Here is a 26,440-nt window from a genome sequence, read left to right as displayed (position 1 = left end):
GCATGGAGCCAACTCATGAAAAAATATCCTTTTTCTCGTTCTCTGGTAGGTATAGCTTTACTGGCCCTACTCTCTGCAGGTGCCGTCGCGGCTGAAAAAATAACATTAAAACTGGCGCATAACCTTGAGCGCAGCCATGTGGTGCATCAGGCGTTTGAGGAGATGTCCAAAGAGGTAAACCAGCTTTCTGACGGTAAGATGAAGATTCGCATTTACCCCAGTAGTCAGATGGGCAGCGCTCGCGAGACCATGGAGTTATTACAAAATGGCGCGCTGGATATGACCAAAGGTTCCGCCAGCGATCTGGAATCTTTCGATAATATTTACGCCATATATAATTTACCATTCTTGTTTAACGACCAGAACCACTTCAATAACGTGGTCTTCGGCGAGGTGGGTAAAGAAATAATGAACTCGACGAAAGAGAAAGGATTTTTTGCCCTTTCCGCTTATGTCGCCGGGACGCGAAGTTTTTATGCAAAAAAGCCCATCACCAGGCCGGAAGATTTAAAAGGACTGAAGATCCGCGTTCAGGCCAGTCCGACAACGTTAAAAATGGTCGAATTAATGGGCGGTTCCCCAACCCCCATCTCCTTTGGTGAAGTTTATACCGCCATGCAGCAGGGGGTGGTGGACGGCGCGGAGAATAACGTTCCCTCCTGGGTGCAGACGCGCCATATCGAAATCGCGAAAGTATTCTCTGAAGATGAGCATGCCTCCATCCCTGATTTCCTCGTTATCTCCAGTAAAACCTGGGACAAGCTGACGCAGGATCAGCAACAAATCCTGATCAAAGCGGCGAAAGCGTCAGAGGTTTATCAGCAACAGCTGTGGCGGAAAATCGACGCCGATACCCGCGCGCAGGCCAAAGCTATGGGGGGCGAAATTATCAAAGTGGATAAAGCGCCGTTCCGCGCCGCCGTGCAGCCGTGCAGCCGCTATTCGATGACTTTAAAAAAGATCCTGTACAGGCCGCCCTGCTGGCCAAATTTGAAGCTGCCGCGGAATAACCATTAACGGGCCAGCCGCTGGCCCGTCTTCACCAGGAAATCAACGATGATACTTAACCGCATCAAGCTGGCGGTGGACCGCACCATCGCCGCCTTCTCTGTCGCTGTTATGATTGCGCTGGTTGTCTGCGTCGTCTGGCAGGTATTCAGCCGCTACGTGCTTAACCAGCCAAGCACCCTGACCGATGAGCTGGCGCGCTTCTTAATGATCTGGGTCGGGCTACTGGGCGCGGCCTACACCGTCGGCGCCCAGCGTCACCTGGCGATTGATTTACTCACCATGACGCTCTCTCCCCGCAGGCAGGCGCTGTTCAGCGTCATTATTAACCTGCTGATCCTGCTGTTTGCCGGCGCAGTGATTGTGACCGGCGGCGTAAAACTGATTGCAAAAACGCTGTCGACCGCCCAGGTCTCAGCCGCGATGCAGATCCCCATGGGCTACGTGTATCTGATCCTGCCGCTCACCGGCATCATGATGATGTTTTACGCATTGTGTTTTATCAATAACGGCCTGAAAAACATGAAACATGCAGAAGAAGGAGCAACTCATGGATAGCGCTATTGCACTGACGCTGTTTGGCGTTTTCTTTATTCTGGTTTTTATCGGCGTTCCCATCTCCTTCGCCATCGGTATCGCTACCGTTGGCTCGATGCTGCTGATGTTTCCCTGGGATATCGCGGTGATAACCGTGTCTCAACGCCTGGCGAACGGGCTTGATAACTTCGCGCTGCTGGCCATCCCCTTTTTTATCTTTGCCGGAACCCTGATGAACAGCGGCGGGATTGCAATACGCTTAATCAATCTGGCGCAGGTGATGGTTGGGCGAGTGCCCGGATCGCTGGGGCACGTTAACGTGCTGGCCAATATGATGTTCGGCTCGATTTCCGGTTCAGCCGTCGCGGCCGCCGCGGCGGTAGGCGGGACGCTGAATCCCATTCAGAGGCAAAAAGGCTACGATCCGACCATTTCCACAGCGGTAAACGTCTCATCCTGCATCACGGGTCTGCTTATTCCGCCGTCAAACGTGCTGATCGTTTTTTCCCTGACAGCCGGCGGCGTCTCGGTCGCCTCGCTGTTTATGGCCGGTTATCTGCCGGGCATTCTGATGGGTCTGTCCATCATGCTGGTCTGCGGCTGCATCGCTAAACGCCGCGGCTATCCGGTTTCCGAACGGCCGACCTGTGCCCAGGCGGCAAAGGCTTTTTTCGACGCCCTACCCAGCCTGCTGCTGGTCATTATTGTGATGGGCGGGATCCTCGGCGGTATTTTCACCGCCACTGAGGCGTCCGCCATCGCCGTGGTCTACACCTTTATTCTCTCGGTGCTGATCTATCGTGAAGTCAAATGGCGCGATCTGCCGCAGCTGATTCTGGAGTCGGTGGTGACGACATCTATCGTTCTGCTGCTGATTGGCTTTTCGGTCGGCATGTCGTGGGCGATGACCAATGCCGATATTCCCTACATGATAAGCGATGCGCTAATGGGGGTGTCGGAAAACTCAGTGGTGATCCTGCTGCTGATTAACATTGTGCTGCTAATCGTCGGCATTTTTATGGATATGACCCCAGCGGTGCTGATTTTCACGCCGATATTTCTGCCCATTGCTGAGGATTTGGGCATGAACCCGGTTCATTTCGGCATCATGATGGTCGCTAACCTGTGCATCGGCCTGCTGACCCCGCCGGTTGGCAGCGCGCTGTTTGTCGGCTGCTCCATTTCAGGGGTGAAAATTCAGCAGCTCATCAAACCGTTGCTGCCGTTCTACGCCGCCCTGCTGATCGCGCTGATGATGATTGTTTATATCCCGCCGATCTCGCTGTTTATTCCACAGCTGCTGGGGCTGATGTGATCGCCTGAGCGTCGTCGCTACCTGCGGGCGCAGGTAGCGAAATCAAGCTATTTTAACGAGCCAACCAGCGCTTTGCGGCTGTCCTCAAGGGAGACCACCCGGCTGCAGACGTCTTTACCAAACTGCTGGAAATCGGCCTCCTGGTTTTTCCACTCATCCTGGATAGCGGTTTGCAGACCGCCGAGGCTACCGAGAATGCCCTGCAGCGGGTTGCCGCCGCCTTTGAGCACCGCTTTCGCCCCCATCTCGTTAATGCTGTCCTGCAAAATGCCGCCCATCGCCTGATTTACCAGCTGCTGGCCGTCGGCGCGCACCTGGTCGATGGCTTTATAGTGGAAGGTCAGGCCATCGCTGCGGCGCTCAATGATGCGGTTCATCTGTTCTTTCAGCTGCGCGTCCAGCTTGGTCAGACGACCGTGCATACTGCTATTGGCGCCGACCTGTTCGGTAATGATTTTATCCAGCGCCTTGCGGCCTTTTTCGACTCGCGAACGCGCGCCTTCGTCAATCCACGGCAGGCTGCTACGCAGACTGGCCTGGTAATCCTGCGCCTGTTCGCGCTGGGCGGCGCTGAGCGCATAAGCCTTGCCGTTAAAGGTCAGGTTGCCGTCCGGTTTGATCACCAGATTGCCGTTTTCCCCTTTCACCTGTACCTGCTGAGGGGTGAGGATCACATCGTCACGCGGCGTGACGCTACACTGGTAGTCCGCATGGGCAGACAAAGCGGTGACGGAGAGCGCCACCGCCAGCAGCGTTTTACGCATCATAAAACTCCCTTAAGACAAAACGGGCCGGCAGTTGCCGACCCTTGTCAAACTTAGTCCCACCAGACGTCAAAAAGTTCGCTGGTGCGCACATCCTCTAACTTACGCGCTTCCAGCCATTTGCGCACGATGGCCTGATGCTCTTCGGTGCATTTACCGATCTCCTGCATGCAGATCAGCCCCTCCCAGGAGAGATAGCCGCTGCCGTCAAAGGCCAGCTTGTTCGGCTCAATCACCTCTTCGATCAGATCGTTGACCGTCTGGTCGATCTGCTCTTCACTGGTCCCTTCCGGGAAACGCCAGGCGACGGAGAAGCCTAACTCCTGAAACTCGTCGATATGCATTTTTTTCCGCAGACGACGGCTACGATTCTTGGCCATTATTTCACCCTCTCGAACATTAAGTCCCATACGCCGTGGCCGAGACGATGGCCACGCTGTTCAAATTTGGTTACCGGGCGCGATTCCGGGCGCGGTACGTAATCGTTGCTTGCCGACTGGTTACGATATCCTTCCAGCGAGGACATCACTTCCAGCATATGGACGGCATAGGCTTCCCAGTCGGTCGCCATATGGAAGACGCCGCCGAGCTTCAGTTTACTTTTCACCAGCTCGGCGAAAGGCGGCTGTACGATACGACGTTTATTATGGCGCGCTTTATGCCACGGGTCAGGGAAAAACAGCTGCACCATATTCAGCGAGTTATCCGGAATCATAGTGTGCAGCACTTCCACCGCATCGTGACACATCACGCGCAGGTTTTGCACACCTTCTTCTTCGGCCGAGGCCAGACAGGCGCCGACGCCCGGGGAGTGCACTTCGATGCCGAGGAAATTCTGTTCCGGTTTGGCTTTTGCCATCGCCACCAGCGATGCGCCCATCCCGAAGCCAATTTCGAGGGTGACCGGCGCTTCGCGGCCAAACAGGGCGGCGAAATCGAGCGGCGCATCGTTGAATTCAACGCCCATCACCGGCCAAATGTTATCCAGCGCATGCTGCTGCCCTTTCGTCAGGCGGCCCTGGCGACGGACGAAGCTACGAATACGGCGCAGCGGGCGACCGTTTTCATCGAATTCCGGAGAAATGACGTCGTTTTTCATAAAAGTTTGGTCTGCTTGTGAATGTGTTCGGAAAACGGGCATTATCCAAAGTTACCCGGCGGATGCAAGGGTTTACAGCCACTCGCCCTTATGCTGCAATCTGCCCCCCTGTAATCGCGATCCCGGAGCCGTAGCTTTGACTTTTCTCGCCACGCAATTTTCAGCCCAGGTCCTGGACTGGTACGACAAATACGGGCGTAAAACCCTGCCCTGGCAAATCGCCAAGACGCCCTACAAAGTATGGCTCTCCGAAGTGATGTTGCAACAAACCCAGGTGACCACGGTTATCCCCTATTTTGAACGCTTTATGGCGCGTTTCCCTACGGTGGTCGATCTCGCCAACGCGCCGCTGGATGAAGTGCTGCATCTGTGGACCGGACTGGGTTATTACGCGCGGGCGCGCAACTTACACAAAGCGGCGCAGCAGGTGGCGACGCAGCACGGCGGCGAATTCCCGCAGACCTTTGACGAAGTGGCGGCGCTTCCCGGCGTCGGGCGCTCAACGGCGGGGGCCATTTTATCGCTTTCGCTCGGTCAGCATTATCCGATTCTCGACGGCAACGTGAAGCGCGTGCTCGCCCGCTGCTATGCTGTCAGCGGCTGGCCGGGGAAAAAAGAGGTGGAAAAACGGCTGTGGGAGATCAGCGAAGCGGTCACGCCGGCGAAGGGCGTGGAGCGTTTTAACCAGGCGATGATGGATCTCGGGGCGATGGTTTGCACCCGCTCGAAGCCGAAGTGCGAACTGTGCCCGCTGAGCAACGGCTGCGTGGCCTACGCCAATCATTCATGGGCAGAATATCCGGGCAAAAAACCGAAGCAGACCATTCCGGAACGCACCGGCTATTTTCTGCTGATGCAGCACGGTGACGAGGTGTTTCTCGCCCAACGTCCGCCGGTGGGTCTGTGGGGCGGATTGTTCTGTTTTCCGCAGTTTGCCGACGAAGCGGGCCTGCGCGAGTGGCTGGCACAGCGCCAGATTAAGGCCGATAATCTGACGCAGCTCACCGCTTTTCGCCACACTTTCAGCCATTTCCACCTGGATATTGTGCCGATGTGGCTTACAGTGCACTCATCTGGCGCATACATGGATGAAGGCAACGCACTCTGGTATAACTTAGCGCAGCCGCCGTCGGTTGGTCTGGCGGCCCCCGTGGAGCGCTTGTTGCAACAGTTAAAAGCCGGAACGCCGGTATAAATTTTCGGCTATCAAAGAGGATTGATTATGAGCAGAACTATTTTTTGTACCTTCCTGCAGCGTGAAGCGGACGGCCAGGATTTTCAGCTGTATCCGGGCGAACTCGGGAAGCGCATTTACAACGAAATCTCCAAAGAAGCCTGGGCGCAGTGGCAGCACAAGCAGACCATGCTGATCAACGAGAAAAAGCTCAGCATGATGAACCCGGAGCACCGCAAGCTGCTGGAGCAGGAAATGGTGCAGTTCCTGTTTGAAGGGAAAGATGTGCACATCGAAGGCTATACGCCGCCGGAAAAACAGTAAGGGCCCTGCGGCCTTTTAAAAACAAACACAACACGCACGCCCGGAATGATGAAAAAATACTTAGCGCTCGCGCTGATTGCGCCGTTGCTCGTTTCGTGTTCCAGCTCCAATAAAAAAGGCGCCGAATACAACGAGGCCTGGGTCAAGGATACCAACGGTTTTGATATCCTGATGGGCCAGTTTGCCCACAACATCGAGAACATTTGGGGGTACAACGAAGTCCTGCTCGCCGGGCCGAAGGACTACGTCAAATACACCGACCAGTATCAAACCCGCAGCCACATCAACTTCGATGAAGGGACGATCACCGTCGAGACCATCGCCGGCACCGATCCGCGCGGACGACTGCGCCAGGCGATCGTCAAAACCCTGCTGATGGGCGATGACCCCAACTCCATCGACCTCTATTCCGATGTCGATGACATTCAGATCTCCAAAGAGCCGTTCCTCTATGGCCAGGTGGTGGATAACACCGGGGCATCGATTCGTTGGGAGTGGCGCGCCGCGCGCTTTGCCGACTATCTGCTGCAAACCCGCCTGAAGAGCCGCAACAACGGCCTGCGCGTGGTCTACAGCATCACCATCAACCTGGTGCCGAACCACCTCGACAAACGTGCGCATAAATACCTCGGCATGGTGCGTCAGGCCTCGCGTAAGTACGGGGTTGATGAGTCGCTGATCCTCGCGATTATGCAGACCGAATCCTCCTTTAACCCTTATGCGGTCAGCCATGCCGACGCCATGGGGCTGATGCAGGTAGTCCAGCACAGCGCCGGAAGAGACGTCTTCCGTTCCCAGGGTAAATCGGGCCTGCCAAGCCGTAGCTATCTGTTCGACCCGGCGAATAACATTGACACCGGTACTGCCTACCTGGCGATGCTGAACAATGTCTACCTTGCTGGCATCGATAACCCCACCTCGCGTCGCTACGCGGTGATCACCGCCTATAACGGCGGCGCCGGCAGCGTGCTGCGGGTCTTCTCCAGCGATAAAGTCCAGGCGGCCAATATCATCAACAGCATGGCGCCAGGTGACGTCTACCAGACGCTGACCACCCGTCATCCGTCGGCGGAATCGCGCCGCTATCTGTATAAAGTTAACACGGCGCAGAAAAGCTACCGCCGTAAATAACCCCCTCCTGACACCGGCCTCAGCCACGCGCTGAGGCCGCTTTTTTTCTGCGCCATACTGTGGAATATCTTTCGGTTTTCTGCGGCAGTTAACAGAAGCCTTCAGCTGGTGAATGATAGAATCGCATCAAAATAACGGGATTAATGTTATTTTAAAAACATAACAAGCCCACATTCGTGAGGATAACTACATGAATCTTAAGCTGCAGCTCAAAATACTGTCGTTCCTGCAGTTCTGCCTTTGGGGGAGCTGGCTCACCACGCTTGGCTCATACATGTTTGTCACGCTGAAGTTTGATGGCGCGGCTATCGGCGCAGTATATAGCTCGCTCGGTATCGCCGCGGTGTTGATGCCGACGCTGCTCGGCATCGTCGCCGATAAGTGGATCAGCGCCAAATGGGTGTATGCCGCTTGCCACCTGGTGGGCGCGCTGACGCTGTATCTGGCGGCGCAGGTCACCACGCCGGGCGAGATGTTCCTTGTGATCCTCCTCAACTCGCTGGCCTATATGCCGACGCTGGGGCTGATTAACACCATCTCTTACTACCGCCTGCAGTCGGCGGGGCTGGATATCGTCACCGATTTCCCGCCGATCCGGATCTGGGGCACCATCGGCTTTATCTTCGCCATGTGGGGCGTCAGCTTCTCCGGCTTTGAACTGAGCCATATGCAGCTGTACATTGGCGCGACGCTGTCGGTCCTGCTGACGCTGTTCACCCTGACGCTGCCGACGATCCCGGTGGCTAACGCCCAGCGTAATCAAAGCTGGACGGAGATGCTGGGGCTTAACGCTTTTGCGCTGTTTAAAAACAAGCGCATGGCAATCTTCTTTATCTTCTCGATGATGCTAGGCGCCGAGCTGCAAATCACCAACATGTTCGGTAATACCTTCCTGCACAGCTTCGATAAAGATCCGCTGTTTGCCGGCAGCTTTATCGTCGAACACGCCTCGGTGCTGATGTCGATATCGCAGATCTCCGAGACGCTGTTTATCCTGACCATTCCGTTCTTCCTCAGCCGCTACGGCATTAAGAACGTGATGCTTATCAGTATCGTGGCGTGGATGCTGCGCTTCGGCCTGTTCGCCTTCGGCGATCCGACACCGTTCGGCACCGTGCTACTGGTGCTGTCGATGATCGTCTACGGCTGCGCTTTCGACTTCTTCAACATCTCTGGTTCAGTGTTCGTGGAGAAAGAGGTGCGTCCGGAAATCCGCGCCAGCGCCCAGGGCATGTTCCTGATGATGACCAACGGCTTCGGCTGTATTCTCGGTGGCATGGTGAGCGGCAAAGTGGTGGAGCACTTTACCGTCGAAGGGATCACTAACTGGCAGAGCGTGTGGCTGATTTTCGCCGGCTATTCGCTGGTGCTGGCTTTTGCCTTCGTGGCGCTGTTCAAATACAAACACGTCAGACAACCGACCGCCGCGCAGCAGAGCGCGTGATCGTCAAAAGCAAAACGCCCCGCCGGTTCAGCGGGGCGTTTTTTATCCCTTCAGCACGTAGCCATACAGCCGCTTAATGCCGTCCGAATCCGTCTCACTATATACCCCCTGCAGCTCCGGCGAGAAGCCCGGCAGCATATTAACCCCCTCTTCCAGCGCAAGGAAATAGCGCAGTACAGCGCCACCCCAGACCTCACCGGGCACCACGCATAATACCCCCGGCGGATACGGCAGCGCCCCTTCCGCCGCGACGCGGCCCTCCGCCTCGCTCAGACGCACCAGCTCCACGTCGCCGCGGATAAATTCGCGGTTGGCATCCTGGGGATTCATCACCACCCGCGGGAAGCTCCGTTTACGGAACATCTCTTTTTGCAGGCTCTTCACGTCAAAGCTGACGTACAGATCGTGCATCTCCTGGCACAGTTCGCGCAGGGTATAGTCGCGATAACGCACCGGGTATTTGTTATAGATGGTCGGCAACACATCGGCCAGCGGCGTATCCGCTTCAATATGCTGTTCAAACTGCCCCAGCATCGCCACCAGCTGCGCCATTTTTTCGGCGCTTTCCGCCGGCGTCAGCAGGAACAGAATCGAGTTGAGATCGCACTTCTCCGGCACGATGCCGTTTTCCCGCAGGTAATGCGCCAGAATGGTCGCCGGGATGCCGAACTCACTGTACTCCCCACTCTCCGCGTCGATGCCCGGGGTGGTCAACAACAGCTTGCACGGGTCGACAAAATACTGGTCGTCGGCATAGCCCTCGAAGCCATGCCAGCGCGCGCCCGGTTCGAAGCTGAAGAAACGGCGCTCCCGGGCGATCGCCTCAGTCGGGTGATCCTGCCACGGGCGCCCCGCCACTATCGGCGGAATAAAAGGCTGGATCATCTTGCAATTGGCGATGATCGCTTTGCGCGCCTCGATGCCCAGCGCCACGCATTCGGCCCACAGGCGGCGGCCGCTCTCGCCTTCGTGGATTTTGGCGTTGACGTCCAGTGCGGCGAACAGCGGATAAAACGGGCTGGTAGAGGCATGCAGCATAAAGGCGTTATTCAGCCGCTTGTGCGGACAGAAGCGCGCCTGGCCGCGCAGATGGTTATCCTTTTTATGGATCTGCGACGTCTGCGAGAAACCGGCCTGCTGCTTGTGAACGGACTGGGTGACAAAAATGCCCGGATCGTCCGGGGTCAGCTCCAGCAGCAGCGGCGAACAGTCGGCCATCATCGGGATAAACTGCTCATAGCCCACCCACGCCGAGTCGAACAGGATGTAATCGCAGAGGTGGCCGATTTTATCGACCACCTGGCGGGCGTTATAGACCGTGCCGTCATAGGTTCCGAGCTGGATCACCGCCAGACGAAACGGGCGAGAGGCCGTGGCTTTCTCTGGCGCCGCTTCACGGATGAGATCCCGCAGGTAGCGCTCATCAAAGCAGCGCTCGTCAATACCGCCGATAAAGCCGAACGGATTGCGCGCGGCTTCAAGATAGACAGGCGTCGCTCCAGCCTGAATCAGCGCCCCGTGATGGTTTGACTTGTGGTTGTTGCGATCGAACAGCACCAGATCGCCGCGGGTCAACAGCGCGTTGGTCACGACTTTGTTGGCCGCCGAGGTGCCGTTAAGGACGAAGTAGGTTTTATCCGCATTAAAGACCTTCGCGGCGAACTTCTGCGCGTGCTTGGCCGACCCTTCGTGGATCAGCAGATCGCCTAATTTTACGTCGGCGTTACACATATCGGCGCGAAAGACGTTTTCGCCAAAAAAGTCATAGAACTGGCGGCCTGCGGGATGCTTTTTGAAAAAGGCCCCGTGCTGGTGTCCCGGACAGGCAAAGGTGCTGTTATCCATTTCGACGTACTGGGTCAGCGTATTGAAAAACGGCGGCAGCAGACGCGCTTCATAATCGCAGGCCGCCGCTTCCAGCTCCAGCCACTCCTGATCTTTACCGGCGATCACCGCCTGTACCCCCTCCGGCTTATCGACCGCCGTCTCGCTCAGCAGGTAGACCGGCAGGTTAAATCCGCTACGCCTGAGGAGGGCGAGGATGCCGCTGCGACTGTCCGCCGCGGTGATGACGACTGCCGCCACATCGGTAAAATCGGTACTGTCCAGCGCCACAACGCGACGGTGGGTGGACAAGCGGGTGACCAGCTCGCAGCTGGCGGCAATGTGCATGGATTTCATAAGCGCAAATGCCCGTATCGGGAGTGTAAAAATCTCAGGCAAGGGAAACCTTGCCCAACGATGTGTCCGGGTCTGACGGATTCAGCTCCGACCGCCGGACATCAGTAAAAGCAGACGCGTCCGATCTTACTGTTGCCCTACAGTGAGCATACGTGTCCTTCACCGCATGGTGAACAGAGGGGTAAGCGTAGCAAGATGAGGCAGCCCACGCATCTGTGCGCGGCGTCGCTGGCGAGGTAATGGCAGTGTCGTCATCGGCGGCCTCATATCAGGGAGGAGAAAATTCGCGCAATCATGGCACCTTTCCCCGACAGGCGCAAGATGAAAACCGTATGCACTTATATCACGGATACACAAGCTTTCACGGCGGGTTAACGTCATAATCATTCGGTTATCAGGGATATTTAACAGGAGTCAGCGTGGTTACAGGACCTTTTATTAATGCCAGCGCGGTGCTGGTCGGCGGCGTGTTAGGCGCCTTACTCAGCCAGCGGTTGCCGGAACGGATCCGCACATCCATGACCTCAATTTTTGGTCTGGCGTCATTAGGCATCGGCATTTTACTGGTGATCAAATGCGCCAATCTGCCGGTGATGGTGCTGTCGACCCTGGTGGGAACGCTGCTCGGCGAAATTTGTAATATGGAAAAAGGGATTAATACGCTGGTCAGTCAGCTCCAGCAGTTGCTGACGCCGAAGGGTAAGAAAAAAGCCTCGGCTCATGACTCCTATATTCAGAGCTATGTGGCGATTATCGTCCTGTTCTGCGCCAGCGGCACCGGCGTCTTCGGCGCCATGCGCGAAGGGATGACCGGCGACGCCAGCATTCTGATTGCCAAAGCGTTTCTCGATTTTTTCACCGCCACCATTTTCGCTTGTACCCTGGGCATTGCCGTCGCCGCCATCAGCGTACCGATGCTACTTATCCAGCTGACCCTCGCGGCCTGCGCGGCGATCATTATGCCGCTCACCACGCCGATGATGCTGGCGGATTTCAGCGCCGTCGGCGGTATGCTGCTGGTGGCCACCGGGCTGCGCATCTGCGGAATAAAAATGTTTGCCGTGGTGAATATGCTGCCTGCGCTGGTGCTGGCGATGCCGATCTCAGCGGCCTGGACGCTGTTTTTTGCCTGAAGACGCGTGCTTTTAGCGCAATGTGGTGATAGATTGTTCAGTCTGCTGCAAAACAGATAAATTTCGTTGACGAGGCGCGGCGATTACGGTTTAATGCGCCCCGTTGCCCGGATAGCTCAGTCGGTAGAGCAGGGGATTGAAAATCCCCGTGTCCTTGGTTCGATTCCGAGTCCGGGCACCACTATTTAAAGAACCCAGCCTATGGCTGGGTTTTTGCTTTTCTGTAGCCGGACTCTCCATCGAACTGCGTTCGATTATTCGCCGCACAGCGGCTCCCCCCTTCGGGGCCAGCGCGACACGCGCGCTGTTCAACGCCTGCGGCGTTAGTCCGAGTCCGGGCACCACTATTTAAAGAACCCGCCCACAAGGCGGGTTTTTGCTCTTCTGTAGCCGAACTCTTCATCGAACAACGCTAACCCGTGATTCTCTGCTGCACTTTTCTCCTGGTGAGCCAGCTGCCACTTAACGGCCAGCGCAGACCGCCTCTCCCCATAGAATCTTTTCGCAAATACATTTTCAAATATCAGATAACCCGCTGATTCAAATCGCCATTCTGTCGTTAAAAGCGGCTAAAAACGCCCTTTTCTGGCAATCGATCCGCCCAGGCGGCTACCCTGCTTTCCCTCCGGATGGCTGAACAGCATCTTATATTCCATTTTGCGCTAAATGACAGATAAATGTTCTTTAAATTACCGATTTCACAGACCTACCATGCAAAAATATCTTAAACGAGTGGGTAAATGGTTATGTCACTGTTTCATTCCGTGAGCGACCTGATCGGTCATACTCCCCTGCTCCAGTTGCACAAACTGGATACCGGGCCATGCAGTCTGTTTTTAAAACTGGAAAATCAGAACCCGGGCGGATCAATTAAAGATAGGGTTGCGCTGTCGATGATTAACGAAGCCGAGCGCCAGGGCAAACTGGCGCCCGGCGGGACAATTATCGAAGCCACTGCCGGCAATACCGGCCTCGGCCTGGCGCTGATCGCGGCGCAGAAAAATTACCGCCTGATCCTGGTGGTGCCGGACAAAATGAGCCGCGAGAAAATCTTTCACCTGCGGGCGCTGGGCGCGACGGTGCTGCTCACCCGTTCCGACGTCAATAAAGGTCATCCGGCCTATTACCAGGATTATGCCCGCCGCCTTGCCGATGAAACGCCGGGGGCTTTTTATATCGACCAGTTTAACAACGACGCTAATCCGCTGGCGCACGCGACCTCCACCGCGCCGGAGCTTTATCAGCAGCTGGAGGGCGACATCGACGCCATCGTCGTCGGCGTTGGCTCTGGCGGCACGCTGGGCGGGCTTCAGGCCTGGTTTGCAGAACACTCGCCGAAAACGGAATTTATCCTCGCCGATCCGACGGGCTCGATCCTTGCCGATCAGGTTGATACCGGACGCTACGGCGAAACGGGATCCTGGCTGGTCGAAGGGATTGGAGAAGATTTCATCCCGCCGCTGGCCAGGCTGGAGGGGGTGCATACCGCCTATCGCGTCAGCGACCGCGAAGCGTTCCACACCGCGCGCCAGCTGCTGCAGGTCGAGGGTGTGCTGGCCGGATCCTCCACCGGCACCCTGCTCAGCGCCGCGCTGCGCTACTGCCGGGCGCAAAGCCGTCCGAAGCGGGTGGTGACCTTCGCCTGCGATAGCGGCAATAAATACCTGTCAAAAATGTTCAACGACGACTGGATGCGCCAGCAAGGGCTGATCGCCCGCCCCGAACAGGGCGATCTCAGTGATTTTATCGCCCTGCGCCATGACGAAGGCGCTACCGTCACGGCCGCGCCGGACGACACCCTGGCCGCGGTCTTTACCCGCATGCGGCTGTATGACATCTCCCAGCTGCCGGTTCTGGAGGATGGCCGCGTGGTCGGCATCGTCGATGAGTGGGATTTGATCCGCCACGTACAGGGCGATCGCCAACGCTTCTCCCTGCCGGTCAGCGAAGCGATGAGCCGCCATGTTGAAACTCTCGATAAGCGTGCGCCAGAGAGCGAACTGCAGGCCATTCTCGATCGCGGTCTGGTGGCGGTGATCGCTGACAACGCGCGTTTTCTTGGCCTGGTCACCCGCAGCGATGTACTGACCGCCTGGCGTAACCAAGTAGCACAATAAGGAATTTTTTATGTCATCTATCCACACCCTGAGCGTACATAGCGGAACCTTCACCGACAGCCACGGCGCAGTGATGCCGCCTATTTATGCCACCTCCACTTTCGCTCAGCCGGCGCCGGGGCAGCATACTGGCTATGAATATTCCCGCAGCGGGAATCCTACCCGCCATGCGCTGGAGACGGCGATCGCCGACCTGGAAAACGGTACGCGCGGCTACGCGTTCGCCTCCGGGCTGGCCGCCATCGCCACCGTGCTGGAGCTGCTGGATAAGGACAGTCACCTGGTGGCGGTCGATGATGTGTATGGCGGCACTTACCGCCTGCTGGAAAACGTACGCCGCCGTAGCGCTGGTCTGCAGGTGAGCTGGGTGAAACCCGACGACCTGGCGGGAATTGAAGCGGCGATCCGCCCCGATACGCGCATGATCTGGGTGGAAACGCCCACCAACCCGCTGCTGAAGCTGGCGGATCTCAGCGCTATCGCCGCTATCGCGCGCCGCCATAACCTGATCAGCGTCGCCGATAACACTTTCGCCTCGCCGGCGATCCATCGCCCGCTGGAGCACGGGTTTGATATTGTGGTCCACTCCGCGACTAAGTACCTCAATGGCCATTCCGATGTCGTCGCCGGCCTGGCGGTGGTCGGCGATAACGCCGCGCTCGCGGAGAAGCTTGGCTACCTGCAGAATGCGGTAGGCGGCGTACTCGACCCGTTCAGCAGCTTCCTGACGCTACGCGGCATCCGCACCCTGGCGCTGCGGATGGAGCGCCACAGCGCGAACGCGCTGCAGCTCGCCGAATGGCTGGAACAGCAGCCGGAGGTAGAGCGAGTCTGGTTCCCCTGGCTGGCCTCGCACCCGCACCATCAGCTGGCGCGCCGGCAAATGGCCCTGCCCGGCGGCATGATTTCGGTAGTGGTGAAAGGCGATGACGGTTACGCCGAACGCATCATCAGCAAGCTGCGCTGGTTCACCCTTGCGGAGAGTCTGGGCGGCGTCGAGAGCCTGGTGAGCCAGCCCTTCAGCATGACCCATGCCTCGATCCCGCTGGAGAAGCGCCTGGCGAACGGCATCACGCCGCAGCTGATCCGCCTGTCGGTCGGGATCGAAGATCCTCACGATCTGATTGCCGACTGGCAGCAGGCGCTTCGGGAGGAGTGATTATTCCGACGCGCAGGTCGTCGCCAGCGCGTCAGGCATTCCCTGCTGAAGGTGGGCGATAAACTGCGTCAGCTTCGGCAGGGGCCGGCGATCCTGGCGCCAGAGCAGATGCACGGGCCGCGGCTGTGGGGTCCACGCCTCCAGCACCCGCACCAGGCTGCCGCTGGCCAGCGCATCGGCCAGCAGCACCTCCGGCTGCATCAGCAGCCCAGCCCCGGCGATCGCCGCCTGGCGCAGCGCATAGCCATCGTTGCAGCGCAAAACCGCATCGCGCTTCCAGCGCACTTCCCCCTCCATGCCCGGCAGCCGCCACTCGTTGCGGGCGGTCCAGACCGTATGGGACAGGCAGAGATGATCGGCGAGATCTTCCGGCCTCCCGGGCGTTCCGTAACGCGCCAGATAAGCCGGTGCGGCGCAGATCACCATCCGATAGGGCGCCAGATAGCGGGCCACCAGATCCTCCTGATGGATCTCGCCAATGCGGATCGCCAGGTCGAACCCCTCATCCACCAGATCGACCATCCGGTTGGTCAGATCCAGTTCCACCCGGACCGCTGGCCAGGCTTGCAGAAAGGTGGCGGTCAGGGGCGCAATCACGCTGGCGCCGAACGAGGTGGGCGCGCTCACCCGCAGGGTGCCGGCGGGCGCCAGCCGCAGCCGCTCGACCGCGCTTTCGGCGATGGAGACCTGCTCCATCACCCGTTTCGCTTCGTCAAAATAGACCCGCCCGGCGTCGGTGAGGCTCTGGCGTCGGGTGTTACGCTCCAGCAGGCGCGTCGCCAGCTGGGTTTCCAGCTGGGCGATATATTTCCCGACCATCACCGCCGACAGCCCCAGGCGCGACGCCGCCCCGGTAAAGCTGCCGCACTCCACCACGGCAATAAACGTCTCCATCCCTCGCAGCTTATCCATATTGCTAACCTCTGGTTAGTAATGTTCTAACTTTTAGCCAGTTTATCCGATATCCGTTTTATTAAAGAATAGCCTCTCACCTCATCAGGAGTCTGCCATGAAAATTATCGTTATCGGTGCCAGCGGCACCATCGGTCGCGCGGTCAGCGAAGAACTGAGTCAGAGACATGACGTTATCCGCGTTGGCCGCACCCGGGGAGATTATCAGGTGGATATCACCTCGCAGGAGAGCGTCGAGGCGCTGTTTGCGCAGACCGGCGAAGTAGACGCCATCGTCTCCACCACCGGTAATCTGCACTTTGGGCCGTTAAGCACCATGACCGACAGCCAGTTCAACCTCGGTCTGCAGGACAAACTGCTGGGGCAAATTCGCCTGGCGCTGATCGGCCAGCATTTCCTGCGCGACGGCGGGTCGATTACCCTGGTCAGCGGCATTGTCGCGCAGGAGCCGATTGCTCAGGGCGTCAATGCCACGACGGTCAACGCCGGTCTGGAAGGCTTTGTACGGGCCGCCGCCTGCGAACTGCCGCGCGGGATCCGCATCAATCTCATCAGCCCCACCGTGCTCAGCGAGTCGCTGGCGGCCTACGGCGACTTTTTCCCGGGCTTTGCCAGCATTCCCGCCGCCGCCGTAGCACAGGCCTATCGCCGCAGCATTGAAGGGGTGCAAACCGGCCGCATCTACCCGGTCGGCTACTAGCCAGTGCCGGCCCGCCGGGGCCGGCGCTTACATCCTGACGTTGTTGCAGGTACATTGACGGCTGATTGTCTCCGGCCGAAAAACTGATGTTGAAAAAATTACTCTTTATTATCCCGCTGCTGGCGCTTACCGTGCTGCTGGTCTGGTGGTTCACTCCGCATTACACCGAGGAAGACGAAGCTTACTACCGGGCGGTATTTTGCGTGATCGATCATGACGACAGCCGCCAGTTCCTCCACGATATGCAGAATATCGTCGAGGGGGGGAATTCTGACTACGCGCTGCATAAAGCACATTACCTGCCGGCGCTGGGGCAGCGGATGCTGGACACCTGGCATCAGCTCAGCCCGCAGGAACAGCAGGCGCTGCGTCAGGACCAGCAGCGCTGTGGCGAGATATTACGAGCAAAACAGCAGGGTAAATAATCCCGGCGGGCTGGCGAAACCGCAGCCCGTCACAGCGCCCGATAAGATCCCGCTGTTGACGAGCCGATCGCTGTCACAAAATCCTCCTCTATCACCGAGCCACAGGAGGACGTTTTTTTCTGCAGTCGTATACGATAAAAAGTAGTTGATCTGGTACGAACTAACTCTTATTTTGCTTCTCAGTTTTCAAAATGAGATAAAACTGATGCCTGTCATTATTGCCAGTAGTGTTAAAGAAGCCAAAGCGTTAATTAACGGTGGGGAATACAGGGAAATTATTCTTAACTTCGATATTGATGCCGATGACTTTTTCTCTCTCGCCAGCCATTCGGCTGGGACAAAAATCTCCATCTCCGACCGAAACGATCGTTCTCCGGTAAAATCAGCAAAATAATTAACCCGTGAGGGACATCTATGTGGTTGTTTATTGGTACCTTTGCGGTAGCTTTTCTCGCAGCGCTGATGTTGGTCTGGCTGGATGATCGCATCGTCGATACGGAGTGATCCCAGCGCTGAACGCTAGCGTCACTCCCTCTCGCTATTGAAGCGAAGAGGATGCGCCGCCGCTAAGCGGCGCACAGCAGGGCCGTTACAGGGAGGCCGCCAGCCGCTCAACGGCGGTCAGCAGCCCGGCTTCCGACACCGTTGAGTAGGAAAGACGCAGGGTACGGGTATCCGGATTATCGTGATAAAACGCTTCTCCCGGAACGTACACCACGCCGTTTTCCAGCGTTTTCTTCATCCATTCCATGGTATCGAACGGATAGCGGAAACGCGCCCACAGGAACATCCCCCCCTGCGGGCGGCTGAATTCCAGGTGCTCGCCAAGGCGGCTTTCCAGCGCATCGGCCAGCGCCACGCACTTCTTGCGATAGTCTTCGCGAATCAACGCAATCTGGTTATCCAGCCGGTTCAGACTGAGGTATTCCGCGGTGATCACCTGCGACAGCATATTGGTATGCAGATCCGCCGCCTGCTTCACAATCACCGTCTGCTGCGCCAGCCAGTCCGGCATGACGATCCAGCCGATACGCATCCCCGGCGCGAGGATCTTTGAAAACGTCGAGGTGTAAACCACTTGATCTTCACAGCCCAGCTCAACAGCGTGCTGATAGAGCGGACGTCGCACGGCGTCAGTAAAGCTAATTTCACCGTAGGGATCGTCTTCCAGAATGACGAAGTCATATTTTTTCGCCAGCTCGACCAGCCGGCGACGACGCGCCTCACTCAGCGTTTTACCGCCGGGGTTGCCGAACGTCGGCACCAGGTAGACGGCTTTGACGCGGGTGGTCTCCAGCAGGTCGGCCAACTGCTCCACCAGCATCCCATCATCATCGGTATCGACGCTGAGAATATTGGCCTGCGCCAGCTGAAACACCTGCAGCGCCGCCAGATAGGTGGGTCGCTCAACGACGATAGTATCGCCTGGATCGAGCAGCGTGCGGGCAACGATATCCAGCGATTGCTGGGAGCCGGAGGTGATATAGACCTGAGCGGCTGAACAGGTCACGCCACGGGAGTGGCAGATTTCACTCACCGCCTGACGCAGCGGCGGGTAGCCTTCCGTCAGACCGTACTGAAATGCGTCATGAAAACGCTCGCTCATCACCTTCTGCACCGCCAGCTCCAGGCCTTCGGTATCAAACAGTTCCGGGGCCGGAATGCCGCCGCCAAGCGAGATCACGCCCGGCAGTTTACTGTGCTTGAGAAGTTCGCGGACGGCGGAGGGCTTGAGTTCACCCGCGCGGGCGGCGAGACGCCGATCGTGCATACTATTTTCCTTTTCTGTCTTGTTGTTGTGTTAATTATCTTGGCTTTGTTGCAGGTGTTCCCCGGCGGCGCTTACCAGTCCGGGCTATCCTTGTTCGTGTCTCTGCGCTCTCCCCGGACAGGGCAGGAGCCGCTATCCGGGGTCAGCACGTCACGCTTTGTCTTTCAATACGATCAGCGGCTCTATGTCGCTCTCTTTTTTCACCACCAGCGACGAATCGCCGCGCAGGCAGGTACCGCCGTAGTTACCGCCGACGGTAAAGGTGCACACCTGGATATACTTGCCATCCACTTTCGGCAGGCACCACAGCTGCTGGTAGATATTCTTGCGATCGACAAACTGGCCGCTGGTCTTATCCAGAACCTCATCCTGAGGCCCGATCAGGTCGATATTGTTCCCGCAGCGTCCGGAAATGGGCTTCACGGCATAGCCGGTTTTCGCCAGCTCGTCGTTAACCACAAAATCGGTATCAAGCAGATAGCGATGATGCGGGAACAGCGACCACAGCACCGGCAGGATCGCTTTGTTGCCCGGGATCACCGTCCACAGGGGTTCGAATACCAATACTTCAGGACGCAGCAGGACGTCAATCAGTCGCACCTCATTCTGCGGATGCCCGGTACGAATCGGCACCGCCGCGTACTCATCGGCGCTGACTTCGCGCACCTGCTCAATGGCGGTTTCCCATGCCCAGGTTTTCCAGACGCAGTTGACCAGCCGCCCGTCGGCATCAATCAGCTGGCCGGCAGCGTCCCAGCGCAGCTCATCGAGGCCAAAGAGAATTTTGCTCTCGAAACCGGCCTGGGTCAGCGAACGCTGGATAAACTTCGCGTGGTAATTCTCTTCCAGATCCTTGTCCTGCATGATGTGCACGAAAGGCCGCGCCCGGCTGTGTTTCCACGCTCCCGCCAGCTCATCGAGCAGACCTTCCGCCGGATTGTGACCAGTGCCATAGTAGCCCTGCTTCAACCACTGCTCGAGGATCAGCCCGCCTTCGGTATGGCAGGAGGCGGAGTCGGCATTGTACTCGTATACCTTCAGCCCGCGCTCGTCCATGCAAAAATCCATGCGCCCGGTGATCATATGATGACGCCGGCGCTGCCAGGAGAGACGCAGACGCGGCCAGAGGATTTTCGGGATATCGAACAGCGCCAGCAGGTTATCATCCTTCATCACCTTATCGGTGGCGTGCAGATACATCAGGTGCAGCTCGTTGGTGGCTTTAATCAGCTCCTGTTCGGCGCTTTCGCTGATAGTGAAATACTGATAAGGATCCTGATTGATAAAATGGCCGTTGGCCGCCACGTAGGCTTTCTGCAGCGGATCTTTCTCGTTCAGCCATTTGCCGCGGAACTGGCCGTTGTTCGGCAGCCGCGCGCCCTTGATCGCCATCGCCTCACCCGGCAGTACCGGCTGCGGCAGGCTGTGTTCGGTATCGGCGGTCTGGATCATCCAGCCTAAAATTTCGGTATCGGCAAAGGTATCTTTGATGGTGTACCGGCCGGCGTTGACCTCGAGGGTCAGCTCGCGGGTCCACTGCTGGCCCTGCGGCAGCGGCGAGTGAATGACGTTCTGCTCGGCGATACGCACCTTATTGCCGACAAGCTGGGTGATCACCGCGACATGGCCGGTGTGCTTGAACTCGCCGCCCTTCTGCCAGATCAGCAGCGAACCAGCGATCGGCGGACGACGGGAGCCGTTGGCGAAGGCCTGAAGCGGGAGAATGTTGTCATTGACCACTTCGCGCAGAAAGCGCAGGGAGAAGATTTCATAGGCCATCCCCACATCGGTAAAGACAAACCCGTAGGTCAGGAACAGAAAGCGGCGCGCAAACTCCACGCACTGCCATTTATGCCCCATATACTCATTGCCGATGTAGCTGCGAAACGTCGCGTCATCCGGATAATCCTGTGGATTTAAGCTACTGTAATTCGATGAATAAATCGCTACGCCGCCGGGCGCGTAGCCTAACAATGTCCCAAACGGGGCGTCACTGCTTGTCGATCCTTTGCTCATTTAGCCTGACCTCAAATTAATGCAGCCCGGGCAGTTGGCGAAACAAAACTCCCTCTTCTTATCCTGCCGCAGGCACTTACCAGACAGAGGTGTAACGATGATACCACTCATTCGTTTCGCTAATCGTGCCGTTAAGGAAAATAACCCTGCAGCCGGAAGCAGAAGTGATATCGTTATCGGTGATATAACAAAAAACAACGCAACATCAGGAGTCGACAATGAGCACACCCTCGCATCTGAATGCCCAACCGCTGGTCTGGGGACACGGCCCGCGGACGTTTGAGGTGTTCCTTGAGCCCACCTGCCCCTACTCTGTCCGCGCGTTTAATAAACTCGACGATCTGCTCGATGAGGTCGGCGCCGATAACGTCACCATCAAGATACGGCTGCAATCGCAGCCGTGGCATCTGTTCTCCGGGGTGATTGTCCGCTGCATCCTCGCCGCGTCCACCCTGCCGCATGGCAGAGAGCAGGCGCATAAGGTGATGCAGGCCGTGGCAGACCATCGGGAAGAGTTTGAGTTTACCGATCACTGCAGCGGGCCGAACATGAACGCCACCCCGCAGCAAATCATTGAACGCATTGAGCGCTACAGTCACGTGCTGCTGGGGGCCGCCTTTGCCCGCCCGGAGCTGCAGGACGTGATCAAATGGCACAGTAAATATGCCCGCCAGAACGGCATCCATGTCTCGCCGACCTTTATGGTCAATGGCCTGGTGCAGCCGGATCTGGGCAGCGGCGATGATGTCAGCGTGTGGGCCGCGCGGATTATGGCCTGAGGTCACCTGCTACACTTTTTGTACATCCACGAAAAAGGCAAACCAGCATGTCAGAGCAAAACTACCAGCCACCAAAAGTGTGGGAATGGAAGCAAAACAGCGGCGGCGCGTTCGCCAACATCAACCGTCCCGTTTCCGGCGCGACGCATGAACGCGTCCTGCCGGTGGGAACCCATCCGCTCCAGCTATACTCACTCGGCACGCCCAACGGCCAGAAGGTGACGATCATGCTGGAGGAGCTGCTGGCGTTAGGCGTCAGCGGCGCGGAGTACGACGCCTGGCTGATACGCATTGGCGAAGGGGATCAGTTTTCCAGCGGCTTTGTCGAGATCAACCCGAACTCGAAGATCCCGGCCCTCAGCGACCATTCCACCACGCCGCCGACCCGGGTATTTGAGTCCGGCAACATTCTTCTCTATCTGGCGGAAAAATTTGGTTTCTTCCTGCCGAAAGATCCTGCCGGTCGCACCGAAACCCTCAACTGGCTGTTCTGGCTGCAGGGCGCGGCGCCGTTCCTCGGCGGCGGCTTCGGCCACTTCTATAACTATGCGCCGGTGAAGATCGAGTACGCGATCGACCGCTTTACGATGGAAGCCAAACGCCAGCTCGACGTGCTGGACAAACAGCTCGCCCGCGGTCGCTATGTAGCCGGCGAGGAGTACACCATCGCCGATATGGCTGTCTGGCCGTGGTACGGCAACGTCGTGCTGGGCAATGTCTATAACGCAGCGGAGTTTCTCGACGCCGGGAGCTATAAAAACGTGCTGCGCTGGGCGCAGGATGTGGGCAACCGCCCGGCGGTCAAGCGGGGACGCATCGTGAACCGCACCAACGGCCCGCTCAATGAGCAGCTGCATGAGCGCCACGACGCCCGCGACTTTGACACCCAAACGGAAGATAAGCGCCAGGCGTAACGCTCTGACCCACCGGAGGCAACCGCCTCCGGTTGTTAGCTTTCCAGCCGATAGCCCGCCATAAAGTAGCGCATCGCGGTCGAGGAACCACTCTCTTTGAAGAAGTCCATCACCATATCTCTGTCAAGGCCATAGCGACGGGTCAGGATCCCCGCCTCCCACGCGCTGAGCTGGCGGTCGCCGGTTTTTTCAAACATGCGGTGCGAGTAACCAAGCACAAACCCGCGTTTATAGTCGGCGCAAAAATTCGCCGCATGCGCGGCGGTATCAGCATAGGATGCCTGTAGCCCCGCCATTAAGCCTTTGCCAAAATGATTTTCCATCAAGCTCTCCCAATCGTTATATAATAAATTACATAGCGTTTTTTTGAGCGAGCGGTAGTGCTATTTATGACGTTTGCGTTAGCGTAAATACTTATCAAACCATGCCAGCGTGCGTTGCCAGGCCAGATCCGCCGCAGCCCGATCGTAGCGCGGCGTGGAATCATTATGAAAGCCGTGATTCACGCCCTGATAGAGATAGGCCTCGTAGACTTTATGGTGTTCCTTCAACGCCTGTTCATAGGCAGGCCAGCCTTCATTAATGCCGCTATCGAGGCCGGCATAGTGCAGCAGCAGCGGCGCTTGAATTTTATCGACCTCCTTCAGCGGCGGCTGGCGGCCGTAAAACGGCACCGCGCAGGCCAGCTCCGGAATGGCGACCGCCGCCGCGTTGCTGACGCCGCCGCCGTAACAAAAACCGGTGATACCGACCTTCCCCGTCGCCTGCGGATGCTTCGCCATAAACGCGACCGCCGCAAAAAAATCATTCATCAGCTTCACGGGATCGACTTTCTGCTGGAGCGCGCGGCCTTCATCATCATTCCCCGGATAGCCGCCGACGGAGCTCAGGCCATCCGGCGCCAGCGCGATATACCCCGCTTTCGCTACCCGCCGGGCGACGTCTTCAATATAGGGATTCAGGCCGCGGTTCTCATGTACCACCACAACGGCGGGCGCTTTATCGGCTATTTTCGTCGGCGTCACCAGGTAAGCCCGCACTTCGCCGTGGCCGTCAGGAGAGGGATAATGAATATACTCCGGGCGGATATCCGGGTCAGTGAACGGTACCTGCTCTGCCAGGGCATAGTCGGGCTTCAGCAGATTAAACAGCGCCAGCGCGGTCATCCCGCCGACGGCATATTTCCCCGCCAGCTGGAGAAACTCGCGTTTGCTGATTTTACCGTGGGCATAGTAGTCATAATACTCAAGCAGCTGCTGCGGGAAATCTTTGGCCGTTAATCGCGTCATCACCCTGCCTCCGTTGTTTATCGCCTTTTAAGCAAAGCAGAAGCCCGGACATACGCCAGCGCAGTAAAGCAGAAACGGGGAGAAAAAAGCCCGGCAGCTGCCACCGCCGGGAGAGAAGGGATTAGTGTTTCACTTTGGTCAGACGATCGAGGTAGCCCATCACAAAGGCCGACAGCACGAAGGTCAGGTGGATAATCACGTACCACATCAGCTTATTGTCCGGGACGTTTTTCGCATCCATAAACACCCGCAGCAGGTGAATAGAGGAGATCGCCACGATGGAGGCGGCAACCTTATTTTTCAGCGAAGTCGCGTCCATTTTGCCCAGCCAACTGAGTTTTTCTTTACCCTCGTTAATATCCAGCTGCGAGACAAAATTTTCATATCCAGAGAACATCACCATCACCAGCAAACCGCCCACCAGGGTCATATCCACCAGCGACAGCAGGGTCAGAATCATATCCGACTCACTGACGCTAAAAATATGCGGCAGTATGTGGAAGATCTCCTGAAAAAATTTGATGGTCAGCGCAATCAGACCGAGCGAGAGGCCAAAATAAACCGGCGCCAGCAGCCAGCGCGAGGCGTACATAGCATTTTCCAGAAAGCGTTCCATAAGATCCTGTCAGTTAACATAAACGGCCGCCATTATATCGCAACAGGGTAACGCTTATGCAACATCAGCCGCCCGCGTCATCTGCAGGCGGCCAGAAACGGTTTCTTTAAAGTATGACCTCAAAGTCCTGCAAAGCGGAGTAGCCCTCGCTTTGTAGGCCAACCATTGAAGCAGCCAGCAGGCCAAATTTCGCACCGACCCATTTTCCCTTCCCGGCAGCAAAACAAAGAGGAACCTTCCGCCACTCCTCCTCGGCTCGCCAGGAAAATTGACACAGGCCGCCTTCGCCTACGGCAACCTGCAGCTGACACTTGCCGCACTTAAGCTCAGCAAGAACCTGACGAGTTTCGCGCACTACGCCCGCATCGCTCATCCAACCGTGTCGCCACACGAGCCGGTAACTCCCTTGCCCAAACTCCACCAGCAAAGCGGCGTAGCGTTCGCCGTATACGATCAGGCCTCCGGCATCACCGTCCTGAGCGGCATATAACGTTACGCTTGTTTTCGCGCTAAAAGTTAGCGCCGGAAATTTCTGCAGCAACAGCTGCGGCGCCCAGTATAACGCTCTCTGTCCATCGACTTCGGATAATGGGACGCAGCGTAATCGAAGTTCGCCTTCCGCCGGCAACAGCCACTCAGGGCTGGGGTTAGCCTGCCACTGCCACTGTATACCCGGTTGGCCTTGCGCAAAATAGTCGCTGGTTTGCGGCGCCAATGCCGGTGAAGGCGTTAACCCTTTAGGACGCGGCCAACGTAAAACCGGCTGTCCGACGCCGCAGTTGCCAACCTGCTCACCGATACGCGGCCAGCCATCGTTGCCCCAGTACATCGGCTGGAGGTGAACCACGCGGCCATAGAGATGTAAGTCCTGGAAATGAACAAACCAGCATTCGCCCTTCTCTCCCTCCACCCAGCCGCCCTGATGTGGTCCATTTATCGACGTGTTTCCCTGGAAAAGCACGTTTTTGGCTTCCCAAGGCCCCGTCATCTGGCGCGCGCGCAGTACCGTCTGCCAGCCATTTTCAACCCCGCCCGCAGGAGCAAAGATGTAGTACCAACCGGCGCGTTGATAAACCTTTGGCCCCTCAAGGGTAGGTAAATCGCAGCAGCCGTCATAGATAATCTGCCCTTCGCCCAGCAATTCGCTGGCGTCCGGCGCCATCGCAAACAACTGCAATTTATGCTTGATGCCGCTGCGGCTATGGGCGAAGGCATGTACCAACCAGGCCTGACCATTGTCGTCCCAGAACGGGCAGGGATCTATCCAACCTCTGGCCTTGCGCAGGCAGTGCGGAGCGCTCCATTCCCCCCATGGATCCTCGGTATGGCAGATAAAAATACCTTCATCTGGCGTGCTGAAGCAGACCCACAGCTTGCCATCATGCCAGCGAATCGACGGCGCCCATACGCCCTTACCCGGCTGATACCGGTCATAACCAGGTAGCGGCAGTTCATCCATAACGTGGTTGATGATAGTCCAATTAACCAGGTCCGTTGAATGCAGGATCGGTAAAGCGGGCATATGGTTAAAACTGGAAGAGACCATAAAGAAATCATCGCCTACGCGCACGATATCCGGGTCGGAATAATCGGCGCATAAGATAGGATTCTGGTATTCAGAAGGGGTCATGT

26 protein-coding genes, 1 tRNA gene and 1 pseudogene are annotated in these 26,440 nt (G+C 57.3%); 16 read left to right on the top strand and 12 right to left on the bottom strand.

The features are described 5' to 3' along the window. Positions 1-15 precede the first annotated feature (15 nt). The 3 genes and pseudogenes from ACLH1I_RS17575 to ACLH1I_RS17565 all read left to right on the top strand — a co-directional run bounded on the left by ACLH1I_RS17575 (position 16) and on the right by ACLH1I_RS17565 (position 2,860). A pseudogene (locus ACLH1I_RS17575) lies at positions 16-1,010 on the top strand (TRAP transporter substrate-binding protein). A 46-nt stretch (positions 1,011-1,056) separates the two neighbouring features. Beyond that, positions 1,057-1,566: a TRAP transporter small permease gene (locus ACLH1I_RS17570; protein ID WP_004205188.1), complete on the top strand. Its 510-nt coding sequence runs from the start codon at positions 1,057-1,059 to the stop codon at positions 1,564-1,566. Further along, positions 1,559-2,860, top strand: coding sequence for a TRAP transporter large permease (locus ACLH1I_RS17565; protein ID WP_151628987.1), 1,302 nt, complete (start codon positions 1,559-1,561; stop codon positions 2,858-2,860). Before ACLH1I_RS17570 ends, ACLH1I_RS17565 begins: the two co-directional genes overlap by 8 nt. Before the next feature lie 47 nt (positions 2,861-2,907). Here ACLH1I_RS17565 and ACLH1I_RS17560 read toward each other — a convergent pair whose 3' ends face one another. From ACLH1I_RS17560 to trmB, 3 genes are read right to left on the bottom strand one after another with little or no spacing between them, the layout of a single operon-like run. After that, a complete protein-coding gene (locus tag ACLH1I_RS17560) occupies positions 2,908-3,627 on the bottom strand; it encodes a DUF2884 domain-containing protein (protein ID WP_004205190.1) in 720 nt (239 codons plus the stop codon). Positions 3,628-3,677: 50 nt separating this feature from the next. Next, positions 3,678-4,004, bottom strand: coding sequence for a YggL family protein (locus ACLH1I_RS17555; protein WP_002916620.1), 327 nt, complete (start codon positions 4,002-4,004; stop codon positions 3,678-3,680). Next, positions 4,004-4,723, bottom strand: a complete 720-nt coding sequence (trmB, locus tag ACLH1I_RS17550) for a tRNA (guanosine(46)-N7)-methyltransferase TrmB (protein ID WP_004205192.1) — start codon at positions 4,721-4,723, stop codon at positions 4,004-4,006. Before trmB ends, ACLH1I_RS17555 begins: the two co-directional genes overlap by 1 nt. Before the next feature lie 136 nt (positions 4,724-4,859). Here trmB and mutY point away from each other — a divergent pair, with 136 nt between their 5' ends. From mutY to ACLH1I_RS17530, 4 genes are all read left to right on the top strand, one after another. Further along, positions 4,860-5,918, top strand: a complete 1,059-nt coding sequence (gene mutY, locus ACLH1I_RS17545) for an A/G-specific adenine glycosylase (protein WP_048325734.1) — start codon at positions 4,860-4,862, stop codon at positions 5,916-5,918. A 27-nt stretch (positions 5,919-5,945) separates the two neighbouring features. Beyond that, positions 5,946-6,221 carry an oxidative damage protection protein gene (locus ACLH1I_RS17540; RefSeq protein WP_004105744.1) on the top strand — a complete coding sequence of 92 codons (276 nt, stop codon included), beginning with the start codon at positions 5,946-5,948 and terminating at the stop codon, positions 6,219-6,221. A gap of 48 nt (positions 6,222-6,269) precedes the next feature. Further along, the gene (gene mltC, locus ACLH1I_RS17535; protein ID WP_002916629.1) at positions 6,270-7,352 is read left to right on the top strand and encodes a membrane-bound lytic murein transglycosylase MltC; all 1,083 of its coding nucleotides are present in this window, start codon (positions 6,270-6,272) and stop codon (positions 7,350-7,352) included. 190 nt (positions 7,353-7,542) lie between these two features. Next, the gene (locus ACLH1I_RS17530) at positions 7,543-8,796 is read left to right on the top strand and encodes a nucleoside permease (protein ID WP_023319141.1); all 1,254 of its coding nucleotides are present in this window, start codon (positions 7,543-7,545) and stop codon (positions 8,794-8,796) included. Positions 8,797-8,838: 42 nt separating this feature from the next. On the opposite strand, the gene ACLH1I_RS17525 is transcribed toward ACLH1I_RS17530, so the two are convergent. Beyond that, positions 8,839-10,977, bottom strand: coding sequence for an ornithine decarboxylase (locus tag ACLH1I_RS17525; protein WP_017899763.1), 2,139 nt, complete (start codon positions 10,975-10,977; stop codon positions 8,839-8,841). A 419-nt stretch (positions 10,978-11,396) separates the two neighbouring features. Here ACLH1I_RS17525 and ACLH1I_RS17520 point away from each other — a divergent pair, with 419 nt between their 5' ends. From ACLH1I_RS17520 to ACLH1I_RS17505, 4 genes are all read left to right on the top strand, one after another. Then, positions 11,397-12,110, top strand: a complete 714-nt coding sequence (locus ACLH1I_RS17520; RefSeq protein ID WP_004205197.1) for a DUF554 domain-containing protein — start codon at positions 11,397-11,399, stop codon at positions 12,108-12,110. 105 nt (positions 12,111-12,215) lie between these two features. After that, positions 12,216-12,291, top strand: a tRNA-Phe gene (locus tag ACLH1I_RS17515). A gap of 559 nt (positions 12,292-12,850) precedes the next feature. Continuing rightward, on the top strand, positions 12,851-14,227 hold the full coding sequence (locus ACLH1I_RS17510) for a pyridoxal-phosphate dependent enzyme (protein WP_162544117.1): 1,377 nt from the start codon (positions 12,851-12,853) through the stop codon (positions 14,225-14,227). A 10-nt stretch (positions 14,228-14,237) separates the two neighbouring features. Further along, positions 14,238-15,386 (top strand): trans-sulfuration enzyme family protein, encoded by a 1,149-nt coding sequence (locus ACLH1I_RS17505; RefSeq protein ID WP_004205199.1) that lies wholly within the window; start codon positions 14,238-14,240, stop codon positions 15,384-15,386. Here ACLH1I_RS17505 and ACLH1I_RS17500 read toward each other — a convergent pair whose 3' ends face one another. Then, positions 15,387-16,298, bottom strand: a complete 912-nt coding sequence (locus tag ACLH1I_RS17500) for a LysR family transcriptional regulator (protein WP_032456620.1) — start codon at positions 16,296-16,298, stop codon at positions 15,387-15,389. It abuts the gene before it with no gap. A 97-nt stretch (positions 16,299-16,395) separates the two neighbouring features. On the opposite strand from ACLH1I_RS17500, the gene ACLH1I_RS17495 reads away from it, so the two are divergent. The 3 genes from ACLH1I_RS17495 (at position 16,396) to ACLH1I_RS17485 (ending at position 17,817) form a co-directional block, all read left to right on the top strand. After that, the gene (locus ACLH1I_RS17495) at positions 16,396-16,998 is read left to right on the top strand and encodes a short chain dehydrogenase (RefSeq protein ID WP_198079821.1); all 603 of its coding nucleotides are present in this window, start codon (positions 16,396-16,398) and stop codon (positions 16,996-16,998) included. Between the two features lie 86 nt (positions 16,999-17,084). Continuing rightward, positions 17,085-17,423, top strand: coding sequence for a hypothetical protein (locus ACLH1I_RS17490; protein WP_025999196.1), 339 nt, complete (start codon positions 17,085-17,087; stop codon positions 17,421-17,423). 205 nt (positions 17,424-17,628) lie between these two features. Next, positions 17,629-17,817 (top strand): hypothetical protein, encoded by a 189-nt coding sequence (locus ACLH1I_RS17485; protein WP_004205204.1) that lies wholly within the window; start codon positions 17,629-17,631, stop codon positions 17,815-17,817. Positions 17,818-18,012: 195 nt separating this feature from the next. On the opposite strand, the gene ACLH1I_RS17480 is transcribed toward ACLH1I_RS17485, so the two are convergent. The 3 genes from ACLH1I_RS17480 to ACLH1I_RS17470 all read right to left on the bottom strand — a co-directional run bounded on the left by ACLH1I_RS17480 (position 18,013) and on the right by ACLH1I_RS17470 (position 21,394). After that, positions 18,013-19,194: a PLP-dependent aminotransferase family protein gene (locus ACLH1I_RS17480; RefSeq protein WP_004205205.1), complete on the bottom strand. Its 1,182-nt coding sequence runs from the start codon at positions 19,192-19,194 to the stop codon at positions 18,013-18,015. Between the two features lie 150 nt (positions 19,195-19,344). Further along, positions 19,345-21,210 (bottom strand): bifunctional glutathionylspermidine amidase/synthase, encoded by a 1,866-nt coding sequence (gene gss, locus ACLH1I_RS17475; RefSeq protein ID WP_004205206.1) that lies wholly within the window; start codon positions 21,208-21,210, stop codon positions 19,345-19,347. 76 nt (positions 21,211-21,286) lie between these two features. Next, positions 21,287-21,394 carry a hypothetical protein gene (locus ACLH1I_RS17470; protein WP_032426103.1) on the bottom strand — a complete coding sequence of 36 codons (108 nt, stop codon included), beginning with the start codon at positions 21,392-21,394 and terminating at the stop codon, positions 21,287-21,289. 34 nt (positions 21,395-21,428) lie between these two features. Here ACLH1I_RS17470 and ACLH1I_RS17465 point away from each other — a divergent pair, with 34 nt between their 5' ends. After that, positions 21,429-21,989 carry a DsbA family protein gene (locus ACLH1I_RS17465; protein WP_004150918.1) on the top strand — a complete coding sequence of 187 codons (561 nt, stop codon included), beginning with the start codon at positions 21,429-21,431 and terminating at the stop codon, positions 21,987-21,989. 47 nt (positions 21,990-22,036) lie between these two features. Beyond that, positions 22,037-22,903 (top strand): glutathione-dependent disulfide-bond oxidoreductase, encoded by an 867-nt coding sequence (gene yghU / locus ACLH1I_RS17460; protein ID WP_002916742.1) that lies wholly within the window; start codon positions 22,037-22,039, stop codon positions 22,901-22,903. 35 nt (positions 22,904-22,938) lie between these two features. Here the strand turns inward: yghU and ACLH1I_RS17455 are convergent, their stop codons facing one another. From ACLH1I_RS17455 to ACLH1I_RS17440, 4 genes are all read right to left on the bottom strand, one after another. Further along, positions 22,939-23,226, bottom strand: a complete 288-nt coding sequence (locus ACLH1I_RS17455) for a DUF2623 family protein (protein ID WP_004205207.1) — start codon at positions 23,224-23,226, stop codon at positions 22,939-22,941. 78 nt (positions 23,227-23,304) lie between these two features. Continuing rightward, on the bottom strand, positions 23,305-24,192 hold the full coding sequence (gene yghX, locus ACLH1I_RS17450; protein WP_043520944.1) for a YghX family hydrolase: 888 nt from the start codon (positions 24,190-24,192) through the stop codon (positions 23,305-23,307). Positions 24,193-24,313: 121 nt separating this feature from the next. Continuing rightward, positions 24,314-24,808 carry a TIGR00645 family protein gene (locus ACLH1I_RS17445; protein WP_004105804.1) on the bottom strand — a complete coding sequence of 165 codons (495 nt, stop codon included), beginning with the start codon at positions 24,806-24,808 and terminating at the stop codon, positions 24,314-24,316. Between the two features lie 106 nt (positions 24,809-24,914). Then, positions 24,915-26,438 carry a glycoside hydrolase 43 family protein gene (locus ACLH1I_RS17440; protein WP_151628982.1) on the bottom strand — a complete coding sequence of 508 codons (1,524 nt, stop codon included), beginning with the start codon at positions 26,436-26,438 and terminating at the stop codon, positions 24,915-24,917. Positions 26,439-26,440 lie beyond the last annotated feature (2 nt).

Source organism: Klebsiella sp. 1SOBk10mer (assembly GCF_046602535.1).
GTDB lineage: Bacteria > Pseudomonadota > Gammaproteobacteria > Enterobacterales > Enterobacteriaceae > Klebsiella > Klebsiella quasipneumoniae.
The sequence above is the reverse complement of the archived record's forward strand: the minus strand, read 5'-3'. Positions and strand labels throughout refer to the sequence as shown.

Bases quoted from the DNA above. Each gene is read 5' to 3' on its own strand.
- ACLH1I_RS17570 (WP_004205188.1), top strand. From the start codon at position 1,057: ATGATACTTAACCGCATCAAGCTGGCGGTGGACCGCACCATCGCCGCC.
- ACLH1I_RS17565 (WP_151628987.1), top strand. From the start codon at position 1,559: ATGGATAGCGCTATTGCACTGACGCTGTTTGGCGTTTTCTTTATTCTG.
- ACLH1I_RS17560 (WP_004205190.1), bottom strand. From the start codon at position 3,627: ATGATGCGTAAAACGCTGCTGGCGGTGGCGCTCTCCGTCACCGCTTTG.
- ACLH1I_RS17555 (WP_002916620.1), bottom strand. From the start codon at position 4,004: ATGGCCAAGAATCGTAGCCGTCGTCTGCGGAAAAAAATGCATATCGAC.
- trmB (WP_004205192.1), bottom strand. From the start codon at position 4,723: ATGAAAAACGACGTCATTTCTCCGGAATTCGATGAAAACGGTCGCCCG.
- ACLH1I_RS17540 (WP_004105744.1), top strand. From the start codon at position 5,946: ATGAGCAGAACTATTTTTTGTACCTTCCTGCAGCGTGAAGCGGACGGC.
- mltC (WP_002916629.1), top strand. From the start codon at position 6,270: ATGAAAAAATACTTAGCGCTCGCGCTGATTGCGCCGTTGCTCGTTTCG.
- ACLH1I_RS17530 (WP_023319141.1), top strand. From the start codon at position 7,543: ATGAATCTTAAGCTGCAGCTCAAAATACTGTCGTTCCTGCAGTTCTGC.
- ACLH1I_RS17525 (WP_017899763.1), bottom strand. From the start codon at position 10,977: ATGAAATCCATGCACATTGCCGCCAGCTGCGAGCTGGTCACCCGCTTG.
- ACLH1I_RS17510 (WP_162544117.1), top strand. From the start codon at position 12,851: ATGGTTATGTCACTGTTTCATTCCGTGAGCGACCTGATCGGTCATACT.
- ACLH1I_RS17505 (WP_004205199.1), top strand. From the start codon at position 14,238: ATGTCATCTATCCACACCCTGAGCGTACATAGCGGAACCTTCACCGAC.
- ACLH1I_RS17500 (WP_032456620.1), bottom strand. From the start codon at position 16,298: ATGGATAAGCTGCGAGGGATGGAGACGTTTATTGCCGTGGTGGAGTGC.
- ACLH1I_RS17495 (WP_198079821.1), top strand. From the start codon at position 16,396: ATGAAAATTATCGTTATCGGTGCCAGCGGCACCATCGGTCGCGCGGTC.
- ACLH1I_RS17490 (WP_025999196.1), top strand. From the start codon at position 17,085: ATGTTGAAAAAATTACTCTTTATTATCCCGCTGCTGGCGCTTACCGTG.
- ACLH1I_RS17485 (WP_004205204.1), top strand. From the start codon at position 17,629: ATGCCTGTCATTATTGCCAGTAGTGTTAAAGAAGCCAAAGCGTTAATT.
- ACLH1I_RS17480 (WP_004205205.1), bottom strand. From the start codon at position 19,194: ATGCACGATCGGCGTCTCGCCGCCCGCGCGGGTGAACTCAAGCCCTCC.
- gss (WP_004205206.1), bottom strand. From the start codon at position 21,210: ATGAGCAAAGGATCGACAAGCAGTGACGCCCCGTTTGGGACATTGTTA.
- ACLH1I_RS17465 (WP_004150918.1), top strand. From the start codon at position 21,429: ATGAGCACACCCTCGCATCTGAATGCCCAACCGCTGGTCTGGGGACAC.
- yghU (WP_002916742.1), top strand. From the start codon at position 22,037: ATGTCAGAGCAAAACTACCAGCCACCAAAAGTGTGGGAATGGAAGCAA.
- ACLH1I_RS17455 (WP_004205207.1), bottom strand. From the start codon at position 23,226: ATGGAAAATCATTTTGGCAAAGGCTTAATGGCGGGGCTACAGGCATCC.
- yghX (WP_043520944.1), bottom strand. From the start codon at position 24,192: ATGACGCGATTAACGGCCAAAGATTTCCCGCAGCAGCTGCTTGAGTAT.
- ACLH1I_RS17445 (WP_004105804.1), bottom strand. From the start codon at position 24,808: ATGGAACGCTTTCTGGAAAATGCTATGTACGCCTCGCGCTGGCTGCTG.
- ACLH1I_RS17440 (WP_151628982.1), bottom strand. From the start codon at position 26,438: ATGACCCCTTCTGAATACCAGAATCCTATCTTATGCGCCGATTATTCC.